The sequence below is a fragment of the Streptomyces antnestii genome (assembly GCF_004005495.1).
GTDB lineage: Bacteria > Actinomycetota > Actinomycetes > Streptomycetales > Streptomycetaceae > Streptomyces > Streptomyces antnestii.
In genome coordinates this window covers 52,848-77,427 of sequence record NZ_RZYA01000006.1, presented here as the reverse complement: position 1 = coordinate 77,427, position 24,580 = coordinate 52,848, and the positions used below count along the sequence as shown (strand labels likewise).

At 71.6% G+C, this 24,580-nt stretch carries 21 protein-coding genes; 9 read left to right on the top strand and 12 right to left on the bottom strand.

Annotated elements, in window-relative coordinates:
• The first annotated feature begins 18 nt into the window (after positions 1-18).
• Positions 19-816 carry a sugar phosphate isomerase/epimerase family protein gene (locus tag EOT10_RS14875; protein WP_127828918.1) on the top strand — a complete coding sequence of 266 codons (798 nt, stop codon included), beginning with the start codon at positions 19-21 and terminating at the stop codon, positions 814-816.
• 178 nt (positions 817-994) lie between these two features.
• On the opposite strand, the gene rbsD is transcribed toward EOT10_RS14875, so the two are convergent.
• The 5 genes from rbsD to EOT10_RS14850 are packed head-to-tail and all read right to left on the bottom strand — an operon-like array spanning position 995 to position 7,039.
• On the bottom strand, positions 995-1,384 hold the full coding sequence (gene rbsD / locus EOT10_RS14870; RefSeq protein WP_127828671.1) for a D-ribose pyranase: 390 nt from the start codon (positions 1,382-1,384) through the stop codon (positions 995-997).
• Positions 1,381-2,385, bottom strand: coding sequence for a ribokinase (locus tag EOT10_RS14865; RefSeq protein ID WP_127828670.1), 1,005 nt, complete (start codon positions 2,383-2,385; stop codon positions 1,381-1,383). Before EOT10_RS14865 ends, rbsD begins: the two co-directional genes overlap by 4 nt.
• A 52-nt stretch (positions 2,386-2,437) precedes the next feature.
• Positions 2,438-4,387 carry an ABC transporter permease/substrate-binding protein gene (locus EOT10_RS14860; RefSeq protein WP_127828669.1) on the bottom strand — a complete coding sequence of 650 codons (1,950 nt, stop codon included), beginning with the start codon at positions 4,385-4,387 and terminating at the stop codon, positions 2,438-2,440.
• On the bottom strand, positions 4,377-5,975 hold the full coding sequence (locus tag EOT10_RS14855; RefSeq protein ID WP_127828668.1) for a sugar ABC transporter ATP-binding protein: 1,599 nt from the start codon (positions 5,973-5,975) through the stop codon (positions 4,377-4,379). Before EOT10_RS14855 ends, EOT10_RS14860 begins: the two co-directional genes overlap by 11 nt.
• On the bottom strand, positions 5,972-7,039 hold the full coding sequence (locus tag EOT10_RS14850; protein ID WP_127828667.1) for a LacI family DNA-binding transcriptional regulator: 1,068 nt from the start codon (positions 7,037-7,039) through the stop codon (positions 5,972-5,974). The genes EOT10_RS14855 and EOT10_RS14850 overlap by 4 nt, the downstream gene beginning before the upstream one ends.
• Positions 7,040-7,292: 253 nt before the next feature.
• Here EOT10_RS14850 and EOT10_RS14845 point away from each other — a divergent pair, with 253 nt between their 5' ends.
• Positions 7,293-7,883, top strand: a complete 591-nt coding sequence (locus tag EOT10_RS14845; RefSeq protein ID WP_127828666.1) for a hypothetical protein — start codon at positions 7,293-7,295, stop codon at positions 7,881-7,883.
• Between the two features lie 22 nt (positions 7,884-7,905).
• Here the strand turns inward: EOT10_RS14845 and EOT10_RS14840 are convergent, their stop codons facing one another.
• Entirely contained in the window at positions 7,906-8,115 is a 210-nt protein-coding gene (locus EOT10_RS14840; RefSeq protein WP_127828665.1) for a DUF4287 domain-containing protein, read from the bottom strand.
• A 164-nt stretch (positions 8,116-8,279) separates the two neighbouring features.
• Between EOT10_RS14840 and recD2 the strand changes: the two genes are divergently transcribed.
• The gene (gene recD2, locus EOT10_RS14835; RefSeq protein WP_223280977.1) at positions 8,280-10,601 is read left to right on the top strand and encodes an SF1B family DNA helicase RecD2; all 2,322 of its coding nucleotides are present in this window, start codon (positions 8,280-8,282) and stop codon (positions 10,599-10,601) included.
• A 116-nt stretch (positions 10,602-10,717) separates the two neighbouring features.
• Positions 10,718-12,007, top strand: a complete 1,290-nt coding sequence (locus tag EOT10_RS14830) for a citrate synthase (RefSeq protein ID WP_127828664.1) — start codon at positions 10,718-10,720, stop codon at positions 12,005-12,007.
• Between the two features lie 563 nt (positions 12,008-12,570).
• Here EOT10_RS14830 and EOT10_RS14825 read toward each other — a convergent pair.
• From EOT10_RS14825 to EOT10_RS14815, 3 genes are all read right to left on the bottom strand, one after another.
• Positions 12,571-14,907, bottom strand: coding sequence for a heavy metal translocating P-type ATPase (locus EOT10_RS14825; RefSeq protein ID WP_127828663.1), 2,337 nt, complete (start codon positions 14,905-14,907; stop codon positions 12,571-12,573).
• Between the two features lie 108 nt (positions 14,908-15,015).
• Complete coding sequence (locus tag EOT10_RS14820; RefSeq protein WP_127828662.1) at positions 15,016-15,333, bottom strand: heavy-metal-associated domain-containing protein; 318 nt, start codon at positions 15,331-15,333, stop codon at positions 15,016-15,018.
• Between the two features lie 116 nt (positions 15,334-15,449).
• The gene (locus EOT10_RS14815; RefSeq protein WP_127828661.1) at positions 15,450-16,400 is read right to left on the bottom strand and encodes a PrsW family intramembrane metalloprotease; all 951 of its coding nucleotides are present in this window, start codon (positions 16,398-16,400) and stop codon (positions 15,450-15,452) included.
• 170 nt (positions 16,401-16,570) lie between these two features.
• Between EOT10_RS14815 and EOT10_RS14810 the strand changes: the two genes are divergently transcribed.
• Positions 16,571-17,605, top strand: a complete 1,035-nt coding sequence (locus tag EOT10_RS14810; RefSeq protein WP_127828660.1) for a zinc-dependent alcohol dehydrogenase family protein — start codon at positions 16,571-16,573, stop codon at positions 17,603-17,605.
• Positions 17,606-17,716: 111 nt separating this feature from the next.
• On the opposite strand, the gene EOT10_RS14805 is transcribed toward EOT10_RS14810, so the two are convergent.
• The 3 genes from EOT10_RS14805 to EOT10_RS14795 all read right to left on the bottom strand — a co-directional run bounded on the left by EOT10_RS14805 (position 17,717) and on the right by EOT10_RS14795 (position 19,767).
• Complete coding sequence (locus EOT10_RS14805; protein ID WP_127828659.1) at positions 17,717-18,307, bottom strand: GNAT family N-acetyltransferase; 591 nt, start codon at positions 18,305-18,307, stop codon at positions 17,717-17,719.
• A 125-nt stretch (positions 18,308-18,432) separates the two neighbouring features.
• Complete coding sequence (locus EOT10_RS14800; RefSeq protein WP_127828658.1) at positions 18,433-18,630, bottom strand: helix-turn-helix transcriptional regulator; 198 nt, start codon at positions 18,628-18,630, stop codon at positions 18,433-18,435.
• Between the two features lie 234 nt (positions 18,631-18,864).
• A complete protein-coding gene (locus EOT10_RS14795) occupies positions 18,865-19,767 on the bottom strand; it encodes a sugar phosphate isomerase/epimerase family protein (RefSeq protein WP_127828657.1) in 903 nt (300 codons plus the stop codon).
• Between the two features lie 134 nt (positions 19,768-19,901).
• Between EOT10_RS14795 and iolC the strand changes: the two genes are divergently transcribed.
• Genes iolC through iolD form a run of 4 tightly spaced genes read left to right on the top strand, consistent with a single transcriptional unit; the run spans position 19,902 to position 24,535 of the window.
• On the top strand, positions 19,902-20,876 hold the full coding sequence (gene iolC / locus EOT10_RS14790) for a 5-dehydro-2-deoxygluconokinase (RefSeq protein WP_127828656.1): 975 nt from the start codon (positions 19,902-19,904) through the stop codon (positions 20,874-20,876).
• Positions 20,873-21,844, top strand: a complete 972-nt coding sequence (locus tag EOT10_RS14785; RefSeq protein WP_223280976.1) for a Cgl0159 family (beta/alpha)8-fold protein — start codon at positions 20,873-20,875, stop codon at positions 21,842-21,844. The genes iolC and EOT10_RS14785 overlap by 4 nt, the downstream gene beginning before the upstream one ends.
• 10 nt (positions 21,845-21,854) lie before the next feature.
• The gene (iolB, locus tag EOT10_RS14780; protein WP_127828655.1) at positions 21,855-22,670 is read left to right on the top strand and encodes a 5-deoxy-glucuronate isomerase; all 816 of its coding nucleotides are present in this window, start codon (positions 21,855-21,857) and stop codon (positions 22,668-22,670) included.
• Positions 22,667-24,535, top strand: a complete 1,869-nt coding sequence (gene iolD / locus EOT10_RS14775) for a 3D-(3,5/4)-trihydroxycyclohexane-1,2-dione acylhydrolase (decyclizing) (protein ID WP_127828654.1) — start codon at positions 22,667-22,669, stop codon at positions 24,533-24,535. The genes iolB and iolD overlap by 4 nt, the downstream gene beginning before the upstream one ends.
• The last annotated feature ends 45 nt before the right edge of the window (positions 24,536-24,580 follow it).

The following is a 24,580-nucleotide window of genomic DNA, read 5'->3' as shown; positions in this document are numbered from 1 at the left end:
TGCTTCTCCATCAACCAGATGACCGTCAAGCAGCTCGGCCTCGAAGAACTCGTCGCCGCCTGCGCCGAGTCGGGCGTCCCCGGCGTCGGGTTGTGGCGCGAGCCCGTGCAGGCGTACGGGGTCGAGGCCGCGGCGAAGCTCGTACGGGACGCGGGGCTCGCCGTCACCACGCTGTGCCGGGGCGGCTTCCTCACCGCGATCGACCCGCACGCGCGCGTGAAGGCCATCGACGACAACAGGGCCGCGATCGAGGAGGCCGCGACCCTCGGCACGGACACCCTCGTCCTGGTCTCCGGTGGTCTGCCCGAGGGGAGCAAGGACCTGCACGGGGCGCGGGAGCGCATCGCCGAGGCGCTCACGGAGCTCGGCCCGTACGCGGCCGAGCGCGGCGTCCGGCTCGCCATCGAGCCGCTGCACCCGATGTTCGCGTCCGACCGCTGCGTCGTCTCGACCCTGGCCCAGGCCCTCGACCTGGCCGAGCGCTTCCCGGCCGAACAGGTCGGCGTCTGCGTGGACACGTACCACGTGTGGTGGGACGACCGGGCGCCCGCGCAGATCGCGCGCGCGGGGGCGGGCGGCCGTCTGCACGCGTTCCAACTGGCGGACTGGACCACGCCGTTGCCGGAGGGCGTCCTCAACGGGCGCGGCCAGCTCGGCGACGGCGCGATCGACCTGCGGGCGTGGCGCGGCCTGGTCGAGGCGGCCGGGTACACGGGCCCGATCGAGGTGGAGCTGTTCAACGACGAGCTGTGGGCCAGGAACGGCAGAGAAGTCCTGGCGGAGACGGCGGAGCGCTTCACGACCCACGCGACGTGACGCCGGCGCCCTGACGAGAGAGGGAAGCCGCGAGGGGCCCGGTCGACCGACCGAGCCCCTCACTGTCCTGCGTGCAGGCGTATTCGGCCTGTCCATGAGCTGCCTCCCGGATGGAGTCCCGCAGGCGCCGGGCGCTGGCCGGGAGCGCGTCAGGCAGATGGTCTCCTGGCACGAGACCTCAGAAGAACACCCCGCACCTCAGCAGGACGTTCGCGTACGGGCGGGCCTCGCCGGTGCGGACTATCAGGCGGGCGTCCCGGGAGAGGATCTTCAGGTCGTCGTGGGTGACGTGGGTCAGGTGCGGGAGCCGTCCGGTGAGCAGGCGGGCCGCTTCCGGGTTGGCGGCCTGCATCTCCAGGGCGGCCGTCGCTCCCTCCACGACCAGCTCGTCCAGGAGCCCGTCCACGACCTCGGCGAACGACGGGACCCCGGCCCGGAACGCCAGGTCCACGACGCGCGGTCCTGCCGGGATCGGCATGCCCGCGTCGCACACGAGCACGCCGTCCCCGTGGCCCAACTCGGCGAGCGCGCCCGCCAGATGGCGGTTGAGTATTCCGGCCTTCTTCACTTCGGTTCACCTCGCCATGAGGCCCCGGGAGCGCTGCCCGGCTCGTTCGTCCGGCCGGGGGTCCGGGGGTTGTCCCCCGGGACGGCACGGCACAGCGCAGCGACCTCGTCGGCCGTGGGGAACGACGCCTGCGCGCCCTCCTTCGTGACCGCCGCCGCGCCGACGCGGGCCGCGAAAGCCGCCGCGTCCGCGAGGCTCTCGCCCGCGCCGAGCCGCCACGCGAGGGCCGCGGTGAACGCGTCACCCGCGCCCGTCGTGTCCACGGCGTCGACCTTCACGGCCGGCACCCGGCACGTCCCCGTACCGTCCGCGACCAGCGCGCCCTCGCCGCCCAGCGTGATCACCACCGAGCGCGGGCCGAGCGCGAGCAGCGCCCGCGCCCAGTCCTCGGGCTCGCCCGTGACGTCCGTACCGAGGACGACCCGCGCCTCGTGCTCGTTGACGATGAGCGGGTCGCAGGCCGCCAGAACCTCCCCGGGCAAGGGAGCGGGCGGCGACGGGTTGAGGACGAACCGGCTCCCGGGGGCGAGACTCCGCACGACCTCCGCGACCGTGTCGAGCGGGATCTCCAGCTGCGTCGAGACCACGCGGGACGTCGCGAACAGCGCGCCCGCCTCCTGGACATCGCCCGGAGTCAGCCGGGCGTTGGCACCCGGTGACACCACGATGCTGTTGTCCCCGGACGGGTCCACCGTGATCAGGGCGACCCCGGTGGGCGCCCCGCCGACGAGGACGCCGGCCGGGTCGACCCCCGCAGACCCCAGCGAGTCGAGCAGCAGCCGCCCGTGCCCGTCGTCGCCGACGCGGGCGAGCAGCGCCGTACGGGCCCCGAGGCGCGCGGCGGCGACGGCCTGGTTCGCGCCCTTGCCGCCCGGGTGGACGACCAGGTCGGAGCCGAGGACGGTCTCGCCGGCGTCCGGGCGCCGCTCGACGACGGTCACCAGGTCGGCGTTGGCCGACCCCACCACCAGCAGGTCGTACGCGAACTCGTACTCGTCCATGCGCTGCCACTCTCTCCGTTCACAAACCGCGCGGGGTACTACGCGCGGGGTACTACTTGAAAGCCGCGACGTTCTTCGAGGTGACGACCTTCACCGGCACCTTGACCATCTGCGCGACCTTCTTGTCCTTCGCCGCAAGGACCGCGTTCTGCACGGCGATCCGGCCGAGCTCCTTGGGCTGCTGCGCGACGGACGCGTACAGCGTGCCCGCCTCGACGGCCTTGAGCCCGTCCGGCGTGCCGTCGAAGCCGACGACCGCGACGGACTTGCCGGCCTTGGCGCCGAGCGCCTTGATCGCGCCGAGGGCCATCTCGTCGTTCTCGGCGAAGACACCGTCGACGCCCGCGTTGGCCTGGAGCATGTTCGTCATGACGTCGAGGCCCTTGGTGCGGTCGAAGTCCGCGGGCTGCTCGGCGACGACCTTGATGCCGGGGTACGCCTTGATGCCCTCGGCGAAGCCCTGGCCGCGCTCACGGCTGGCGGACGTACCGGCCGTGCCCTGGAGGATCACGATCTTGCCGCTGCCGCCGAGCTTGTCGGCGAGGGTCTTCGCGGCCTGCCGGCCGCCCGCGATGTTGTCGGAGGCGACGAGCGTCGCGGTCCTGGCCTTGTTGACGCCGCGGTCCGCGGCGACGACGGGGATGTCCGCCTTGTTGGCGCCGCGCACGGCCGGGCCCACCGCGTCGGAGTCGACGGGGTTCACGATGACCGAGCTCATGCCCTCACTCGTGAAGTTCTGGAGCTGGTTGGCCTGCTGCGACGCGTCGTTCTGCGCGTCGGTGACGGTGAGCCGCACGCCCTCCTTCTTCGCCTCGGCCTGCGCGCCCGCCTTCATCTGGACGAAGAAGGGGTTGTTCAGGGTCGAGACGGACAGGCCGAGCTTGGTCGTCGTCGGACTCGAAGAGCCGTTGTTCCAGAGGGAGATGCCGCCGATGACCGCCGCGGCGACGACGGCCGCGATCACGTACTGGGCGGCCTGCTTCCCCTTGAAGCCGCCCGGGCCCGACGAGGCACCCGCGGCGGCCGGGGTCGCGCCCGCCTTGCGGCGCACGGTGTCGAGGAGCACGGCGAGCGCGATCACGACACCGATGACGACCTGCTGCCAGAACGCGGACACGGAAAGGAGGTTGAGGCCGTTCCTGAGCACCGCGAGGATCAGCGCGCCGATGAACGTGCCCGACGCCTTGCCGACGCCGCCCGAGAGCGACGCGCCGCCGATGACGACCGCCGCGATGGCGTCCAGTTCGTAGCCCTGCGCGGCCTGCGGCTGCGCGGAGGTCAGACGCGAGGCGAGGACGATGCCCGCGACGGCGGCGAACAGGCCCGACAGGGCGTAGATGACGACCTTCTGCCGCTTGACGCGCAGCCCGGAGAGCCGCGCCGCCTCCTCGTTGCCGCCGATCGCGAACATGGACCGGCCGATGAACGTACGGCCCAGGATCAGCGCCGTGATCAGCCCCATGACGACCATGACGATGACCGGCACGGGCAGCCAGCCGCCGAGCGTGTCACCGACGCGCGAGACCGACTGCGGGAACGGGATCGGGCTGCCCTGCGAGATGACGAGCGACAGACCACGCCCCACCGACAGCATCGCGAGCGTGGCGATGAACGGCGGCAGCTTCCCGTACGAGACGAGCGCGCCGTTGACGAACCCGCAGGCGATGCCGGTGACGACGGCGAGGATCACGGCGATCCACACCGGGACGCCCGCACTGGTCGCGGCCCACGCGAGGACCGTCGCCGACAGGGCCGCCACGGAGCCGACCGACAGGTCGATGCCCGCCGAGACGATGACGAACGTGACGCCGAACGCGAGGATCGCGGTCACGGCGGCCTGCACACCGACGTTCAGCAGGTTCTGCGTCGTCAGGAAGTCGCCGGACAGCAGCGACATCGCTATGACGAGGACGACCAGGGCGCTCAGCGCGCCGTTGTCGAGCAGGACGCGGCGCAGGCCCCCCGCGCCGGCCGTGCTGCTCTTGAGCGTGTCAGTGGCCACGGGAGCCCTCCACTTCGTTGTGTACGGGGGTGGTTTCGGGGGATGCCGGGGAGGCGGCCGTGCTCACGGCGAGCGCCATCACGGAGTCCTGGGTGGCGTCCTCGGCGGCGAGCTCACCCGCGATACGGCCTTGCGCCATCACCAGCACGCGGTCGCTCATGCCGAGCACCTCGGGCAGATCGCTGGAGATCATGAGCACGGCGTGCCCGGCCGCGGTGAGTTCGTTGACGAGCTGGTAGATCTCGACCTTCGCGCCGACGTCGATGCCGCGCGTCGGCTCGTCCAGGATCAGGACCCTGATGTCGGCGAGCAGCCACTTGCCGATGACGACCTTCTGCTGGTTGCCGCCGGACAGGGTGCGCACATGCTGGCCGAGCCCCGCCATGCGCACGCCGAGCTGCTCGGCCATGCCGGCGGCCGCGGCGCGCTGTGCCTTGCGGTCGACGAGGCCCGCGCGGGTCGCCGAACGCAGCGTGACGAGGCCCAGGTTCTCCTCGACGGAGGCGTCCAGGAGCAGGCCCTGCCCCTTGCGGTCCTCGGGCACGAGCCCGACCCCGGCGGCCATCGCGGCGTTCACGTCGTGCCGCGGAAGGCGCGCGCCCGCGACCTCGACCGTCCCCTCGTCGTACGGGTCGGCGCCGAACACGGCACGGACGACCTCGGTACGGCCCGCGCCCACGAGCCCCGCGATGCCGACGACCTCACCGGCCCGCACCTCGAAACTCACGTCGTGGAAGACACCGTCCCGGGTGAGCCCCTCGACCTTCAGCAACGCGCTTCCGGTGTCCGGGCGTTCGCGCGGGTACTGCTGCTCGATGCTGCGGCCCACCATGAGGCGTACGAGCTCGTCCTCGGGGGTGGACGCGGGGACCTGGCCGACGCTGCGGCCGTCGCGGATGACGGTCACGCGGTCGCCGAGCGCCGCGATCTCCTCCAGGTGGTGGGTGATGAAGACGACGCCCACGCCGTCCTCGCGCAGCGCGCGCACGATCGCGAAGAGCTTGTCCACCTCTTCCGAGGTGAGCACGGCCGTCGGCTCGTCCATGATCAGGACGCGCGCGTCCAGGCTCAGCGCCTTGGCGATCTCGACCATCTGGAGCCGGGCGATGCCCAGTTCGCGTACGCGGGCCCGCGGGGACACCGTCAGACCGACGCGCCGCAGCAGCTCCTCGGCGTCGGCCTCCATCCGCTTCCGGTCGATCATGCCGAAGCGGCGCGGCTGGCGGCCCAGGAAGATGTTCTCGGCGACCGTCAGGTCGGGTACCAGGTTGAACTCCTGGTAGATCGTGGCGATCCCGAGGCGCTCGGCGTCCTGCGCCCCGTGGATGCGGGCCTCCTCGCCGTCGACGAGGATCCGTCCCGCGTCGGGCCGGTAGGCGCCGGAGAGCATCTTGATGAGGGTGCTCTTGCCCGCACCGTTCTCGCCGAGGAGGACGTGCACCTCGCCCCGGCGCAGGTCGAAGTCGACGCTGTCGAGCGCGACGACGCCGGGGAACGTCTTGCGTATCCCCTCGATGCGCAGCAGCTCGGCCGGCGGCTCGGGCGACCGGCCCTGCTGCTTGTCCGGCTGCTCGTCCGGGTTGCTCACGGGTTCCTCCTCGTTGAGGTCGTGGCGGTGGGGGTGGCGGTGGGGGTCGGGGTGGCGGTGGGGGAAGGCGGCTCCGGTTCGCCGCAGGAACGGCGTACGACCAGGCGCGCCGGCAGCGTCACCGACTGCGGGGGCCTGCCCTCGATCCGGTCGATCAGGGCCCGTACGGCGGCCCGGCCGAGTTCCTTGGTCGGCTGGGCGATCGCCGTGACCGGCGGGTCGGTGTGCACGAACCAGGGGATGTCGTCGAAGGCCGCGAGCCCGATGTCGTGCGGGACGCGAAGCCCGGCGGCCCGGATCGCGTCGAGCGCGCCGAGTGCCATCAGGTTGTCGGCGGCGAACACGACCTCGGGCGGCTCGGGCAGCGCGAGGAAGCGCTCTGTCGCCCGCCGTCCGCTCTCCGCCTGGAAGTCGCCCTGCCCGATGTAGGCGTCCGGCAGCGCGATCCCGTACGCGGCGAGCGCCTCGCGGAACGCCTCGACGCGTTCGCTGCCGGTCGTGGTGGCGGCGGGCCCCGCGATGATGGCGAGGCGGCGGTGGCCGAGCGCGTGCAGATGGGCCACGAGGTCGCGTACGGCGGCGCGCCCGTCGGAGCGGACGACGGGCACGTCCACGCCCGGGATCCAGCGGTCGACGAAGACCATCGGCGTACCGGCGCGGGCCGCCTCCAGCATCAGCGGGGAGCCGCCGTCCGTGGGGGAGACCAGGAGGCCGTCGATGCGCCGGTCGATGAGCGTACGGACGTGGTGGTCCTGGATCTCCGGCTGCTCGTCGGCGTTGCCGATGATCACGCTGTAGCCGAGCGCGCGGGCCTCCTCCTCGACGGAGCGGGCCAGCTCGGTGAAGTACGGGTTGAGCACGTCGCTGATCACCAGGCCGAGGGTGCGGGTCTGGTGGGTGCGCAGGGAGCGGGCCACGGCGTTCGGGCGGTAGCCGAGCGACTCGACCGCGCCGAGCACACGGGCACGCGCGTCCGGGCTCACGGACGGGTGGTCGTTGAGCACCCGCGAGACCGTGGCGACGGAGACACCCGCCGCGGCCGCGACGTCCTTGATGCTCGCCATCGCAGGCCCACCTCCTTGTGGCTGCATGGTCCGAAACCGTCATGGAATCGATTACACGGAGGATTGGAATCGATTACACGGCCTCTTGGCAACCCCCGCTCCGCTGGTCGAAACCGGATCGTGATGTCAGCGGCCACGTATCGGATACGTGTCGGCTGCGTATGAGGCGCAGGGGTCGTGTCAGTGCCGCGTGAGACGCTGGCGGACGTCAGCGAGTACTTCACGTCAGCCGCACGGAAGGGGCGTACCGCCCGTGAACCACGCACAGCTCACCGCGCTCGGCCGCGCCCTGCGCCTCCTGGGCGAGCACGGCGAGGGCCTCGGCGCCGACACCCCGGACGGCAAGCTGCACGAGATGAAGCAGGACGTGAAGCGGGCCCTGGAGCTCATCGAGGAGTCCGTCACGGGCGCCCCGCCCACCACGCGCTGCCCCGAGCATCCGAACGGGCCGGTCGACGAGAACGCGCAGGACCTGTGCCTGCTCTGCGAGACGCGCCGCCGCGTCGCCCGCCGCTCCGAGATCAACGGCACGTACGCGGCCAGACCCCGCCCCGGCGAGAACGCGGACGTCACCGTGTCGATGTCGCGCTACGGCACCAGGGAGGACCGCCCGCAGCCCCAGCAGCGCTGGCTCCCCGAGCTGTGGACCGGCCAGGTCTGGCAGCTGTGCGGCACCCCGCGCCACGACCGCCAGGAGGCGGACCGCTACCTGGCGGCGCAGCGCCGCCGCCCGGACGCGGCGATGGCCTACCGCCTGGTCCACGAGTTCACGGACTACGAGGTGGTGCGGGTGTGGGGCACGCCACTGCGGGTGGACCCGGAACCGATGGGCGGGTTGTCCTGACACCCCGGCGCGCCGCCAGGCCCTAGCCCTGGCGCGCCTCGGTCAGTGTCGCGGCCACCAGCGCGTTCGCGTGCCCGTGCCCCAGGCCGTGCTCGGACTTCAGCCAGGCGACCAGTTCCATGTGCTTCGTGAGCGGGGAGCTGCGGATCAAGTCCTGCCAGTGGGAGATCGGTTGGCCGTACTTCTTCTCGATGGAGGGGAAGTAGCTGGCGGGGCCCTTGGTGGCGGTCATCGTGTTCCTCGTCAGGGGGGTCGTGAGTTCGTGGGGTCGTGAGTTCGTGGGTTCGAGTGCGGTCACCGGTACGACCAGAGTCGCATCGGAAAATCATCGGTGACGGAGCCGCGGGTCCCCCGGACCGGCGGGGAGCTGTCACTGCCGCCCGGTACCGTCGATTCATGCCGAACCCGGGGATGGCGGTGCTCGAAGGGGTCCTTGAGCGGATCACGTACGCGAACGAGGAGAGCGGGTACACGGTCGCTCGTGTCGACACAGGGCGCGGCGGCGGAGACCTGCTCACCGTCGTCGGCGCGCTGCTCGGCGCGCAGGCCGGGGAGTCGCTGCGCATGGAGGGCCGCTGGGGATCCCACCCGCAGTACGGCAAGCAGTTCACCGTGGAGAACTACACGACGGTGCTGCCCGCCACCATCCAGGGCATCCGCCGCTATCTCGGCTCCGGCCTGGTCAAGGGCATCGGCCCGGTCTTCGCCGACCGGATCACCCGTCACTTCGGCCTGGACACGCTCGACATCATCGAGCAGGAGCCGAAGCGCCTGATCGAGGTGCCGGGCCTCGGCCCCAAGCGCACGAAGAAGATCGCGGACGCGTGGGAGGAGCAGAAGGCCATCAAGGAGGTGATGGTCTTCCTGCAGTCGGTCGAGGTGTCGACGTCCATCGCCGTGCGGATCTACAAGAAGTACGGGGACGCGTCGATCGGCGTCGTGAAGAACCAGCCGTACCGGCTGGCCGCCGACGTCTGGGGCATCGGCTTCCTCACCGCCGACCGCATCGCCCAGTCCGTCGGCATCCCGCACGACAGCCCCGAGCGCGTCAAGGCGGGCCTCCAGTACGCGCTGTCGCAGTCCACGGACCAGGGCCACTGCTTCCTGCCGGAGGAGCAGCTGATCTCCGACGCCGTCAAGCTCCTCCAGGTCGACACGGGTCTTGTCATCGAGTGCCTGGGGGAGTTGGCGGGGGAGGAGGAGGGGGTCGTACGGGAACGGGTGCCCGGTCCGGACGGCGGGGAGGAGATGGTGACCGCCGTCTACCTCGTCCCCTTCCATCGTGCCGAACTCTCCCTCTCCGCCCAGCTGTTGAGGCTCCTCCGTACGGACGAGGACCGGATGCCCGCCTTCCGCGACGTCGCCTGGGACAAGGCGCTGACCTGGCTCGCGGGGCGTACGGGGGCCGAGTTGGCGCCCGAGCAGGAGGAGGCGGTGAAGCTCGCGCTGACGAAGAAGGTCGCCGTGCTCACCGGCGGACCGGGCTGCGGCAAGTCGTTCACGGTCCGCTCGATCGTCGAACTGGCCCGCGCCAAGCGGGCGAAGGTCGTCCTGGCCGCCCCCACGGGCCGCGCCGCCAAGCGCCTGGCCGAGCTGACCGGCGCCGAGGCGTCCACGGTCCACCGCCTCCTCGAACTCAAGCCCGGCGGCGACGCGGCCTACGATCGGGACCGGCCGCTCGACGCCGACCTGGTGGTGGTCGACGAGGCGTCGATGCTGGACCTGCTCCTCGCCAACAAGCTGGCCAAGGCCGTGCCGCCGGGCGCCCATCTGCTCTTCGTGGGCGATGTCGACCAGCTGCCGAGCGTCGGCGCGGGCGAGGTGCTGCGCGACCTGCTCGGCGACGGCAGCCCGGTCCCGGCCGTGCGGCTGACGCGCATCTTCCGCCAGGCCCAGGAGTCCGGCGTCGTCACGAACGCGCACCGGATCAACTCCGGTCAGCACCCGCTCACCCAGGGTCTCAAGGACTTCTTCCTTTTCGTCGAGGAGGAGACGGAGGAGGCGGGCCGGCTCACCGTGGACGTCGCGGCCCGCCGCATCCCCGCCCGCTTCGGTCTCGACCCGCGTCGCGACGTGCAGGTCCTCGCCCCGATGCACCGCGGACCGGCCGGCGCCGGCACGCTCAACGGCCTGCTCCAGCAGGCGATCACGCCGTCCCGCCCCGACGTCCCCGAGAAGCGCTTCGGCGGCCGCGTCTTCCGCGTAGGGGACAAAGTCACCCAGATCCGTAACAATTATGAGAAGGGGGCTAATGGGGTCTTTAACGGGACGGTCGGCGTGGTCACCGCCCTCGACACGGACGAGCAGAAGCTGACCGTCCTCACCGACGAGGACGAGGAAGTCGTATACGAGTTCGACGAACTGGACGAGCTGGCACACGCCTACGCGGTGACGATCCATCGCTCCCAGGGCAGCGAGTACCCGTGCGTCGTGATCCCTGTCACGACCGGCGCCTGGATGATGCTGCAGAGGAACCTCCTCTACACGGCGGTCACGCGCGCCAAGAAGCTGGTGGTTCTGGTGGGTTCACGCAAGGCGCTCGGCCAGGCGGTGCGCACGGTGTCGGCGGGAAGGCGCTGCACGGCCCTTGGTTTCCGCCTCTCCGGTGGTACATCCTTCGGTTTGGTAACTTTTGATCGATCAAATGAGTCGGAAAGCTCACACGGGCTTTCCGGAACCGGGGCGATGGGGGCAGGATGGGCAGGCTCGCGGCACTGAGTGCCGCGAATAGACCCAATGGGCGACCCCGAGTGCACTCTGCTGGGCCAAGTGGGGGATGGTAGAGAACAGTCAGGGCACCTCGAAGAAGAGGCACTACGTCGGTGAGGGATGACGTGAGCGACAACTCTGTAGTACTGCGGTACGGCGATGGCGAGTACACCTACCCGGTGATCGACAGCACCGTCGGCGACAAGGGCTTCGACATCGGGAAGCTCCGGGCCCAGACAGGTCTGGTGACCCTCGACAGCGGATACGGCAACACGGCCGCCTATAAATCCGCGATCACCTATCTCGACGGTGAGCAGGGCATCCTCCGGTACCGCGGCTACCCGATCGAGCAGCTGGCCGAGCGCTCCACCTTCACCGAGGTGGCGTACCTGCTGATCAACGGCGAGCTTCCGACCGTCGACGAGCTCTCCAGCTTCAAGGGCGAGATCACCGGGCACACGCTGCTGCACGAGGACGTCAAGCGGTTCTTCGACGGCTTCCCGCGTGACGCCCACCCGATGGCGATGCTGTCCTCCGTGGTCAGCGCGCTGTCGACGTTCTACCAGGACAGCCACAACCCGTTCGACGAGCAGCAGCGCCACCTGTCGACGATCCGGCTGCTCGCCAAGCTGCCGACGATCGCGGCGTACGCGTACAAGAAGTCGATCGGCCACCCGTTCGTCTACCCGCGCAACGACCTCGGCTACGTCGAGAACTTCCTGCGCATGACGTTCTCCGTGCCGGCGCAGGAGTACGACCTCGACCCGGTCGTCGTCTCCGCGCTCGACAAGCTGCTCATCCTGCACGCGGACCACGAGCAGAACTGTTCGACGTCCACCGTGCGTCTGGTCGGCTCCTCGCAGGCGAACATGTTCGCCTCGATCTCCGCCGGCATCTCCGCCCTGTGGGGCCCGCTGCACGGCGGCGCCAACCAGTCCGTCCTGGAGATGCTCGAGGGCATCCAGGCGAACGGCGGCGACGTCGACTCCTTCATCCGCAAGGTGAAGAACAAGGAGGACGGCGTCCGCCTGATGGGCTTCGGTCACCGGGTGTACAAGTCCTTCGACCCGCGCGCCAAGATCATCAAGGCCGCGGCGCACGATGTCCTCTCGGCCCTCGGCAAGTCCGACGAGCTGCTCGACATCGCGCTCAAGCTGGAGGAGCACGCGCTCTCCGACGAGTACTTCGTCTCGCGCAACCTCTACCCGAACGTCGACTTCTACACGGGTCTGATCTACCGGGCCATGGGCTTCCCGACCGAGATGTTCACGGTCCTGTTCGCCCTCGGCCGCCTGCCGGGCTGGATCGCCCAGTGGCACGAGATGATCAAGGAGCCGGGCTCGCGCATCGGCCGCCCGCGCCAGATCTACACGGGCGAGGTTCTCCGCGACTTCGTTCCGGTCGAGGGTCGCTGAGTCCCGACTCTTTCGGCTGGGGCTCGCTGAGTCCCGCGCCGTGCGCCCGCGCTGCGTGACCGCACACCACGCAGCGCACCCCCGCCTCCGGCGGGAGCAGTACCGGAAAAGCGGAAAGCGCCCCGCTGCCAGTCCCCCCACGGGCCGGCAGTCGGGGCGCTTTCCTGTGTCCCGGTTCGGATTCCCCCCACGGGATCCGTCCGGGCGTCTTCGGTTGCGGTCTGCCGGGACGCGCACATACGAGAGGGCCGCTCAAGCTCCCCGTGGCACGTGTCCCGGCCAAACGCTGTCGGGTCCGTCCCCCAAGACGGCCCCGGTCAACACAGAAACGCCCCCCAAGACGTTTCTGCATCGCCTCCTTAGACTCACGAGAACCTCAAAGGGTTACGTTCACATCACTGTGATCTGCGTCTCTTGCATATGTCCTGAACGTACGCAAGGGACCCCATATGTAGATCGAGATTCGAGCGTGAGAATACTGCGGTCCTGATGTGAGGCGAATGTGAAGACACCTCGATGATGGGCCAGACCGGGGCCGGATGTGAAGTCCTCCAAGGCAAGGGCTAGGAAAAGCTCCGCAACCGGAGGCTGTTCGTCACGACGAAGACGGACGAGAAGGCCATCGCGGCACCGGCGATCATCGGGTTCAGGAACCCGGCCGCGGCCAGCGGCAGCGCGGCCACGTTGTAGCCGAACGCCCAGAACAGATTGCCCTTGATGGTGGCGAGGGTGCGGCGGGAGAGCCGGATCGCGTCGGCCGCCACCCGCAGGTCCCCGCGTACGAGCGTCAGATCGCTCGCCTCGATCGCGGCGTCCGTACCCGTGCCCATCGCGAGCCCCAGGTCGGCGGTGGCGAGGGCGGCCGCGTCGTTCACACCGTCGCCGACCATCGCGACCGTGCGGCCCGTGGCCCGCAGGCGCCGGACGACCTCGACCTTGTCCTGTGGCAGGACCTCCGCGTACACCGCGTCCGCGGGGATCCCGACGGCCCGCGCCACGGCCTCGGCGACGGTCCGGTTGTCGCCGGTCAGGAGCACCGGGGCGAGGCCCAGGGCGCGCAGCTCCGCGACGGCCTGCGCGCTCGTCGGCCGGACCGCGTCGGCGACCGCGATGACACCCCGTGCCACCCCGTCCCACGCGACCGCGACAGCGGTACGGCCCGCGGCCTCGGCGGCGGTCTTGGCCTCGGTGAGGGCGGGCGGCAGGGCGATCCCGTGCTCGGCGAGCAGTCGCTCCCGGCCGACGAGTACGTCGTGCCCGTCGACGGCGCCCCGCACGCCGAGCCCCGCGACGCCCTCGAAGCGCTCCACGCCCGGCAGCGTCCCGGCCCGGTCGGCGGCACCGTCGGCGACGGCGCGGGCCACGGGGTGCTCGGAGGCGTGCTCCACGGCCCCCGCGAGGCGCAGCAGCGTCTTCTCCTCGACGCCCTCACCGGCGTACACGTCATGGAGCGTCATGCGCCCCGTCGTCACCGTGCCGGTCTTGTCGAGGACGACGGTGTCGACGCGGCGCGTGCTCTCCAGGACCTCGGGGCCCTTGACGAGGATGCCGAGCTGGGCGCCGCGTCCGGTGCCCACCATGAGCGCGGTGGGCGTGGCGAGGCCGAGCGAGCAGGGGCAGGCGATGATCAGTACGGCGACGGCCGAGGCGAACGCGGTGGTCGCCGCGCCTCCCGCGAGCAGATGCCCGGCGAAGGTGCCGAGCGCGATGACGAACACCACCGGCACGAAGATTCCGGCGATCCGGTCGGCGAGGCGCTGCACGTCGGCCTTGCCGGTCTGCGCGTCCTCGACGAGGCGCGCCATGCGGGCGAGCTGGGTGTCGGCGCCGACGCGGGTGGCCTCGACGACGAGCCGCCCGCCCGCGTTCACGGTCGCGCCCGTCACGGTGTCGCCGACGGTGACGTCCACGGGCACGGACTCGCCGGTCAGCAGGGCGGCGTCGACCGCGGATGCGCCCTCGACGACGGTGCCGTCGGTCGCGATCTTCTCGCCGGGCCGCACGACGAAGCGGTCGCCGGGCCGGAGTTGCCCGACCGGTACGCGTACTTCCGCGCCGGAAGCGTCAAGGAGGCCGACGTCCTTGGCGCCGAGTTGGAGCAGGGCGCGCAGCGCGGTGCCGGCGCGGCGCTTGGAGCGGGCCTCCAGGTACCGGCCGAGCAGGATCAGGGTGACGACCCCGGCGGCGACCTCCAGGTAGATCGTGGAGGAGGCGTCGGCGCGGTCGACGGCGAACGTGAACCCGTGCCGCATGCCGGTCTTCCCCGCGTCGCCGAGGAACAGGGCCCACAGCGACCAGCCGAACGCGGCGAGCGTCCCCACGGAGACGAGCGTGTCCATGGTGGCCGCGCCGTGCCGCGCGTTGGTCCAGGCGGCCCGGTGGAAGGGGAGGCCGCCCCAGACGGCGACGGGGGCGGTGAGGGTGAGGGAGAGCCACTGCCAGTTGTCGAACTGCAGGGCGGGCACCATCGCCATCAGCACGACGGGCAGGGACAGCACCGCACAGACGAGGAGCCGCTGACGCAGGGGGGCGGTGGGGTCGGTGGGGTCGGTGAGGCCGTTCCGGGAAGCGACCGGCGCACCCACGCCCACGCCCACACCCGCGTCAGGCTCGGCGCCGACAGGTTCCGGCTCGGGTGCGGCAGTGGTCGGTTCGGGTGCGGCCACCCGTTCCGCCGTGTACCCCAGCTTCGTCACCGTCGCGATCAGGTCGGCGACCCCGACCCCCGGCGCGTACGAGACCTTCGCCTTCTCGGTCGCGAGATTGACCGTCGCCGTCACGCCGTCGAGGCGGTTGAGCTTCTTCTCGATGCGGGCCGAGCAGGAGGCGCAGGTCATTCCGCCGACGGCGAGCTCCACCTCGGAGAGCGGCCCGGTCGTGGTGTCCGTGGGCGTCGTCATCGCGGTTCTTCCAGGTGCATACGGGGCCGTACGGGGCCAGGGGGTGTCCGACCCGAGCGTACGGCCACGGGCGCCGGGCCGTGGTGGGCGGCCCGGCGCTCCCGGGGGTCAGGCCTTGCCGACCAGCTCGTAGCCCGCCTCGTCGACGGCGGCGCGGACGGCCTCCTCGTCGAGGGGCGCGGCGGAGACCACGGTGACCTGGCCGGTGGAGGCCACGGCCTTCACCGACGTGACGCCGGCCAGCTCGGAGATCTCGCTCGACACGGCGCCCTCGCAGTGGCCGCAGGTCATGCCCGTCACCTGGTAGACGGTCGTGACGGCGCCCTCGGTGGCCCCGGCGGAGTCCGAGTGGCACGAACCGCTCGGCGAGCAGCAGGAACCGGTCGACTCGGCGGCAATCTGGGGGAGCTCGGTCTGGGCGCTCATGTCGTTCTCCTTGTCGAGGGCCGCGGTGGTCCCGGTCTGTGCGGGCGCGCGGCGTACCGTGCGAGTGAGGCTCCGGGACACCCCCGGGACCTCCTGACACTCCCGACTGTATACCCCTAGGGGGTATTTCTCCAAGAGGGGTCGATGCGGGCCAGCGAACGCACCCAGGCGATCCCCGCGAGCGAGATGATCACGAGCCCGCCCACCGAGAAGAGCGTGAAGAGGTGCTTCTGGGCGTCGGTCGGCTGCGGGATGTAACCCTGCGCGAAGAGCGCGAGGGGCAGATCCGAGGCGGTGAGCCGGGCGACGATCCAGATCGCGATGCCGTGCATGGAGTCCCAGAGGGCGTGCAGCAGGGAGACGCCCAGATAGGTGAGCAGTACCGGCGCCGCGAGGCGATAGCGCCCGTTCGGCCTGCGGAAGTGCAGCAGGACCGCCCCGGAGATAGCCGTCCACAGGCCGTGCCCGAAGGGCGCGAGCAGTCCGCGCAGCACCTCGGTCTCCAGGAGTGAGCGCAGGTCGATGCCCTGCATGCCGACGGCCGCGTTGAAGGCGTAGCCCGCGCTCTCGAAGGCCGCGAAGCCGAACCCCACCGACGCGCCGAGGACGAGCCCCGCGCGCAGCCCGCGCACCCGGGGCTGTCTGCGCAGCACGTACATCAGGGCGGCGAGCTTGACCGCCTCCTCGATCAGGCCGACCCCGACGAACACCCACAGCGAGGGGTGCAGCAGGTAGTACTCCATGACCGAGGCGCCGAGCACCCCCAGGATGCCGCCCACCACGAAGCAGCCGAGGATCAGGCTCACGCCCAGGTCGCGCCCGTGGCGCTCGTACGCCCACAGGGCGAACGCGGCCGGGACGAGGAAGCTGCCGAGCAGGATCAGTGTCGGCAGCAGGGTCGTGTTCCTGGTCGCGTACGTCACGGCCGCGGTGAGGACCCACAGGGTGAGCCCGCCCCACAGCCAGCGTCTCCACAGCCCCGCGGGGATCCGTGGATGCGAGGGCGGGGGCTGCTGGGGGCCGGGGATGCGGGCTCGGGGCGCGCCGGGCGGCTGTGCATGCGTCACGGCAATTCCCTCTGAGTGGGGGAGATTTGTTCGGAGTTTATGTAGATAGCCGTTATGTCGCAGCCTGGGGCGTGCGCTCGTCGGGGCCCCGGAGTCGTGGCGACCCGGCTCCGGGCCTACGTTCGACGCAGTGGATGTCGACCGGCGGCAGTGAGGCAGGGGCGAGAGCGATGCGGGCTGTGGTGTTCGAGAGGTTCGGGGAGCGGGCCGAGGTGCGGGACGTGCCCGACCCGGTGGCCGCGCCGCACGGCGTCGTGGTGCGGGTCGAGGCGACGGGCCTGTGCCGCAGTGACTGGCACGGGTGGATGGGCCACGACTCCGACATCCGCCTTCCGCACGTCCCCGGGCACGAACTCGCCGGTGTCGTCGAGGCGGCCGGCGACCTCGTCACCGGCTGGCGGCCCGGCGACCGGGTCACCGTCCCCTTCGTGTGCGCCTGCGGCACCTGCCCCTCCTGCGCTGCCGGTGACCAGCAGGTGTGCGAGCGCCAGACGCAGCCCGGGTTCACGCACTGGGGTTCGTTCGCCGAGTACGTCGCCCTGGACCATGCCGACGTGAACCTGGTCGCCGTCCCCGACGGGCTGTCCTACGGGACGGCGGCCGGGCTCGGCTGCCGGTTCGCCACCGCGTTCCGGGCCGTGGTCGCCCAGGGCAGGGCGGCGGCGGGCGAGTGGGTCGTCGTGCACGGGTGCGGCGGCGTCGGCCTGTCCGCCGTGATGATCGCGGCGGCGGGCGGGGCCAGGGTCGTCGCGGTCGACGTCTCGCCCGAAGCGCTCGCCCTGGCCCGTAAGTTCGGCGCGGCCCACTGTCTGGACGCGTCCGGGGTGAGTGATGTGGCGGAAGCGGTACGGGAGTTGACCGGAGGCGGCGTGCATCTGTCGCTGGACGCGCTCGGCTCGCCGGTCACCTGCGCCAACTCGGTGAACAGCCTGCGCAGGCGCGGCCGCCACGTACAGGTCGGTCTGCTGCCGAAGGACCCGATCGTGCCGATGGCCCGTGTGATCGGCCTCGAACTCGAACTCCTCGGCAGCCACGGGATGGCCGCGCACGCCTATCCGGCGATGCTGGAGATGGTCGGCTCCGGTGCCCTGCGCCCCGACCTCCTGGTGACCCGGACCATCCCGCTGGACGCCGCGCCCGCCGCCCTGGACGAGATGGGGCGGACCCCGGGCGCCGGGGTGACGGTCATCGAGCCGTGGGCGTGACCACCCGTTGCCCGACCGGAGTTCGAGCAGGCTGATGTCCGCCGGGGCGCCGCCCCGGACCGGCGGCCCGACGAAGCCCTCTACGTCACGAACGGCGCGGTCAGACCCTCTTTAGGGCCTGACCGGCCGCCCGCGGTGTTTCGCCCAGTCCGGGGCGAGGATCGACATCAGCGTCGCGTCATGGCGCTCCCCGTCCCGCAGCACCGACTCTCCGGTCACGCCCGCCTCGGTGAAGCCCACCTTCTCGTAGACGTGGCGGGCCCGGTGGTTGTGGCTGTACACGTCCAGGTCGATGCGGTGAAGCCCGAGCCGCTCGAAACCGTGGCCGACGATGAGGCGGACGGCCTCCGTGCCGATGCCCCTGTCCCGGCCCGTGGGACCGATGAGGGTGCGGAAGGTACAGCTGCGGCGCGCGGGGTCCCAGTCGTGGAGGACCGCCTCACCGAGGAGTTCACCGGTGGCGCGGTCGGTCACCGCGAGGTCGAGACGGTCGGGCTGTGCGTTGCGGGAGCCGTACCAGGACCGCAGGAAGTCCGGGGTGAGGTCGTTCGGTGAGTCCCCGGTGAAGCGGAGGACCTCCGGATCGTCGATGATCTCGGCCATCGTGTCCGCGTCCGCGGCGGTGAAGGGCCGCAGGACGGTCTTCTCACCGGTCAGCACCGGTTTGAGGGAGAAGCCGGCGGCCGGGGGTTCGTGGGTCATCCGGGGATTGTCGGGAGGGCGGGCGACGCGGGGCAATCGAATATCGCGGCACCGGGGGGCGTGCGCCGCCCCCCGCGCGGTGGCATGCGCGGGGGCGGCGGGGCAGTGGGGGCAGCGGCGGGTGGTCATTCGCGCAGGCCGCGGTTGCGGGGGCGGGAGGCGACCCAGGTGCGGACGGTCTCCGGGTACCAGTACGGCTTGCCCGCCTCCACGTGGTCGGGCGGGGGCAGGAGACCGTGCTTGCGGTACGAGCGCACGGTGTCCGGCTGGACGCGGATGTGCGCGGCGATGTCCTTGTACGACCAGAGCCTTCGGTCGGTCATCAGTGGCTCCTTGCTGCGGGCGTCGCAGCGGCGGCTCGGGGTGGCCGTCGGGGGAGCTGCGGCGCGAACGCTGGCGATCAGTCAGCCTGTGCCCGGACAACGACACCCGAAGAGCCGGGGGTAGCCCCTGTCGACGGGGTGTGACGCAAGACCCGCGTATACGGGACATGTGTGACAGGAACGGGGTCTTTGTGACACGAGTGACGCATTTGGCGTGCCCTTCCAGACCCCGCCCTAGACCCCGCACGACCTGAGGTACTGCCGGGTGCGCCGGGCGATGGGCAGCGGGCGGTCCGGCTCGCACGGGTACATGTCCTGCTCCACGATCGCGAACAGGTCGACGCCGAGCCGGCTCGCCGCGGCGATCACCGGCTCCAACGCGGGCTCTCCGGCCGGGGGTTCGCACATCACCCCGCGCGCCACGGCCGGGCCGAACGGGACCCCGCCCGCGCGGACCCCGGCGAGCACGGCCGGGTCGACCTGCTTGAGGTGGAGGTAGCCGATGCGTTCGCCGTACGTCTCGATGAGCTTGACACTGTCGCCGCCGCAGTACGCGTAATGCCCCGTGTCGAGACACAGGGAGACCAGGTCCGGGTCGGTGGAGTCGAGGAAGCGGGCGACGTTCTCCTCGGTGTCGATATGGGTGTCGGCGTGCGGGTGGACGACGGTCCGCAGGCCGTACCGCTCGCGCACCTCGCGCGCGAGCCGCTCGGTCTGGACGGTCAGGTCGCGCCACTGCGCCGCCGTCAGCGAGGAGTCCTCGATGACCTCGCCCGTCTTGTCGTCGCGCCAGAACGCGGGGATCACGACGAGATGCCCGGCGCCGGTCGCGCGGGTGAGTTCCGCGATCGCCGAGACGTGCTCCCAGGTCGCGTCCCAGACGCCGGGGCCGCGGTGCAGGCCCGTGAAGACGGTGCCCGCCGAGACCTTGAGGCCGCGCTGCTCAGTCTCCCGCGCGAGCACGTCGGGGTCGGTGGGCAGATAGCCGTACGGGCCGAGCTCGATCCACTCGTAACCCGCCTGGGCGACCTCGTCGAGGAAGCGCCGCCACGGGACTTGGCGGGGGTCGTCGGGGAACCACACGCCCCACGAGTCGGGGGCCGAACCGATGCGGATACGGGGCGACAGCGACGTCATGGAACCAGCCTTGAGGGCACCGCGGACGGGTGTCAATACGGGCGCCGACGCGTAGTCCGAATGTCAGGACAAAATGTTGACAGGGGTCCGCGGCGGGGCTAGACCTGAGCCTGAGACCGCCGAAGGGAATCCGTATGCAGGCGAGGCTGCCCGGCGAACCGTACGACGTCATCACGATGGGCCGGATCGGCGTGGACCTCTACCCGTTGCGGACCGGCGTGCCGCTCGCGGACGTGGACACGTTCGGGAAGTTCCTGGGCGGCTCGTCGTCGAACGTCGCGGTGGCCGCGGCCCGGCTCGGACGCCGCACGGCGACGGTCACCCGCACCGGGGCCGACCCGTTCGGGGAGTATCTGCACGGTCAGCTAAGGGAGTTCGGCGTCGACGACCGCTGGGTCACCCCCGTGCCGGACCTGCCGACCCCCGTCACGTTCTGCGAGATCTTCCCGCCGGACCACTTCCCCCTCTACTTCTACCGGCAGCCCAAGGCGCCCGACCTGGAGATCCGCACCGGCGAACTCGACCTGGACGCCATCCGGGCGGCCCGCGTGTTCTGGATGACCGGCACGGGCCTGAGCGAGGAGCCCAGCCGCTCGGCGACGCTTGCCGCCCTCGCTCACCGGGCGAAGGCGGGCATCACCGTCTTCGACCTCGACTGGCGCCCTATGTTCTGGGCCGATCCGGACGTGGCCCGTCCCTTCTACGCCGAGGCCCTGCGCCACGCGACCGTCGCCGTCGGCAACGTAGACGAGGTCGAGATCGCCACCGGCGAGCGCGAACCGGCCGCGGCGGCACGGGCGTTGCTCGCCGCCGGGGTGCGCCTCGCCGTCGTCAAACAGGGCCCCAAGGGCGTCCTCGCCATGACCGGCGACGGCGCGTGCGCGGAGGTCCCGCCCCTGCCCGTCGACGTCCTCAACGGGCTCGGCGCGGGCGACGCGTTCGGCGGCGCCCTGTGTCACGGGCTGCTCGCGGGCTGGGACCTCGACCAGGTCATGCGGTACGCGAACGCGGCGGGCGCCATCGTCGCCTCCCGCCTGGAGTGCTCCTCGGCGATGCCGTACCCCGCCGAGGTCGAGGACGCGCTGCGGACGGGGGCGGTGGTGGCATGAGGGCCGGACAGGTGGGACACGGCGCCGGAGGGTCCGCTCAGGGCCCGCGGCCGGGGAACCGCATCGCGCGCGGCCCCGAGCCCGTCGACGCGGGCGCGCTCTGCCGCATCCGTGCCCGGCACCCCGAAGCCGTCGCGGAGGCCGCCGCGCTGCGGCCCCGGCGGACCCTCCTCGGCGACTCCGGACGGCTGATGATCGTCGCCGCCGACCACCCCGCCCGCGGCTCCCTCGGCGTCGGCACCGACCCGCTCGCCATGGCCGGCCGCGCCGACCTCCTCGGCCGGCTCCGCCTCGCCCTGTCGCGGCCCGGCGTCGACGGGGTCCTCGCCACCGCCGACATCCTCGACGACCTGCTGCTGCTCGGCGCGCTCGACGGCAAGGTCGTCCTCGGCTCGATGAACCGCGGCGGCCTGGCCGGGGCCTCCTTCGAACTCGACGACCGCTTCACCGGATACCGGCCGGAAGATCTGCGCAGGATGCGGTTCGACGCCGGCAAGCTGCTGCTCCGTATCGACTACGACGACCCGGGCACCGCGCGCACCCTGGAGTCCGCCGCCCGCGCCGTCGACGAGATGGCCCGGCTGCGCCTGCCGGTGTTCGTCGAGCCGTTCCTGTGCCACCGCGACCCGGCGAGCGGAAACCTGCGCAGCGACACCGGCGCCGAGGCCGTCACCCGGTCCATCGCCATCGCCTCCGGGCTCGGCGGCAGCTCCGCGTACACCTGGCTCAAGGTGCCCGTCACCGACGACCCGGACGACATGGCGCGCGTCATGGAGACCTCGACGCTGCCGGCCGTGCTGCTCGGCGGGGATGTCGGACCGGCGGACGAGGGGGACACGGCGTTCGAGAAGTGGCGGCACGCGCTGCAACTGCCCACCGTGCGCGGTCTGGTGGTGGGCCGCTCGCTGCTCTACCCGGCCGACGGGGACGTGGCGGGCGCGGTCGACACCGCCGTGGGACTGCTGTAGGAGGTGGAGGGTGACCCATACGCCGTACGTGCCCAGGGGCAGCGCAGCCGACGGGCCCTACGCCCTGTCCGTCGACCCGGAGCGGGCCGGCTGGTCCCGCTCGGCGCTTCGGGTACTCGAACTGGAACCCGGACAGACGCACCACCTGGACACCGGTGGGAGTGAATGGATTGTGCTGCCCCTGTCAGGTGGTTGCACAGTGCGGACGCAAGGCCGGATCATCGAACTGCAGGGCCGGGAGAGCGTGTTCGGCGGGGTCGGCGACTTCGCCTACGTGCCCCGCGACGCCCATGCGCAGATCGCCTCCGGCGCGGGAGGCCGCTTCGCCCTGGCAGGAGCGAAGTGCGAGCGTCAGCTCCCCGCCCGCTACGGCCCCGCGCCGGAGGTTCCCGTCGAGCACCGCGGCTCGGGCACCAGCGCCCGCGAGGTGCGCAACTTCGCCTCCGCCGACGCCTTCGAGTGCGACCAGCTCATCGCCGTCGAGGTCATCACGCCGGGCGGCAACTGGTCCTCGTACCCACCCCACAAGCACGACGAGCACCGGCCCGGCGTCGAGTCCGAGCTGGAAGAGATCTACTACTTCGAGATCGAGGGACCCGGCGGGTACGGGTACCAGCGCGTGTCGCCGTCCCGCCCCGGCGGCACCGACGTGCTCGCCGAGGTCCGTACGGGCGACGCCGTCCTCGTTCCCGACGGCTGGCACGGCCCGTCGATCGCGCAGCCCGGCCACACCATGTACTACCTGAATGTCATGGCGGGGCCGGGAGCGGAGCGGGAGTGGCGGATCTCGTTCCATCCCGGCCATCTGACGGAGGGATACCGATGACGCGGCTGACCACGGCGCAGGCCCTCGTACGGTTCCTGTCCCGCCAGTACACCGAACGCGACGGCGAGCGGCGCCGCCTCATCGACGCGACCTGGGGCATCTTCGGCCACGGGAACGTCGCCGGGATCGGCCAGGCGCTCCTGGAGTACGCGGACGACATGCCCTTCCACCAGGGCCGCAACGAACAGGCCATGGTGCACGCGGCCGTCGGCTTCGCCCGGCAGAACGGCCGCCTGGCCGCGCAGGCCGTCACCACGTCCATCGGGCCCGGCGCCACCAACCTCGTCACGGGCGCCGCCCTCGCCACGATCAACCACCTGCCCGTCCTGCTCCTGCCCGGCGACACCTTCGCCACCCGGCCCGCCGACCCCGTCCTCCAGCAGCTCGAAGTCCCTTACGCGGGCGACGTGTCCGTCAACGACTGCCTGCGCCCCGTCTCCCGTTACTTCGACCGGATCACGCGGCCCGAGGCCCTGATCCCGGCCGCCCTCGCCGCGATGCGGGTCCTCACCGACCCGGTCGACACGGGAGCGGTCACGCTCGCGCTGCCGCAGGACGTGCAGGCCGAGGCGTACGACTGGCCAGAGGAGTTCTTCGACGAGCGGGTGTGGGGGGTGCGGCGCCCGGCGCCGGACCCGCACGAGCTGGCCGCCGCCGTGGAGGCGGTACGCGGTGCGCGCAGGCCCCTGATCGTGGCGGGCGGCGGCGTCCACCACAGCCGGGCCGAGGACGCGCTGCGGGAGTTCGCCGACGCGACCGGGATCCCCGTCGCGTCCACCCAGGCCGGCAAGGGCTCCCTGCGCTGGGACCACCCGGCCGACGTCGGCGGCATCGGCCACACCGGCACCGCGCCCGCCGATGAACTCGCCCGCACCGCCGACCTCGTCATCGGCGTCGGCACCCGCTACACCGACTTCACGACCGCCTCCGGCACCCTCTTCGGCGACGGCGCCGTGCGCTTCGTCAACCTCAACATCGCGGCCTTCGACAGCCACAAACAGGCCGGCCTGCCGCTGGTCGCGGACGCCCGCGCCGGCCTGGAAGCGCTGGCCTCCGCCGTCCGCGGCCATCGCGTCGAGCCCGCGTACGTCATGGAGTACACCGACGACAAGGAGCGCTGGGAGAGCCGCGTCGACGCCTGTCTCACCGCCGACGACGACCTTGTGCGCCCCACACAGCCCCAGGTCCTCGGCGCGCTCGACGAACTCGTCACCGAGGACGACATCCTGATCAACGCGGCCGGCTCCCTCCCCGGTGACCTGCACAAACTGTGGCGGACCCGGTCCCGGGACCAGTACCACGTCGAGTACGGCTACTCCTGCATGGGCTACGAGATCCCCGCCGCGATCGGCGTCGCGCTCGCCGCTCCGGGGCGGCCCGTGTGGGCGCTCGTCGGCGACGGCACGTATCTGATGATGCCGACCGAGATCGTCACGGCCGTGCAGGAGAACATCCCGATCAAGGTCGTCGTCCTGCAGAACCACGGGTACGCGTCGATCGGCGGGCTCTCGGCCTCGGTGGGCGGCGAGGGGTTCGGCACCGGCTACCGCTTCCCGGCCGCCGACGGCACGTATACGGGCGCCCCGCTGCCCGTCGACCTCGCCGCGAACGCGGCCAGCCTCGGCATGACCGTGCTGCGCGCGAAAACCGTCCGTGATCTGCGGGAAGCCCTGGTGGCGGCGCGCGCGGCGGACGGTCCCACATGTGTCTACGTGGAGACCGAAACGGCAGACACAGTGTCGGGCGCGCCCCCCGCGCAGGCGTGGTGGGATGTGCCCGTGGCCGAGACAGCGACCCGACCGTCGGCGGTCGCGGCCCGTAAGGAGTACGACCGGCACGTCACCGCTCGACGCCCCCGGTTGTGAACGACCCGAAACACTTGAAACACCTGAAACACCTGAAACACCTGA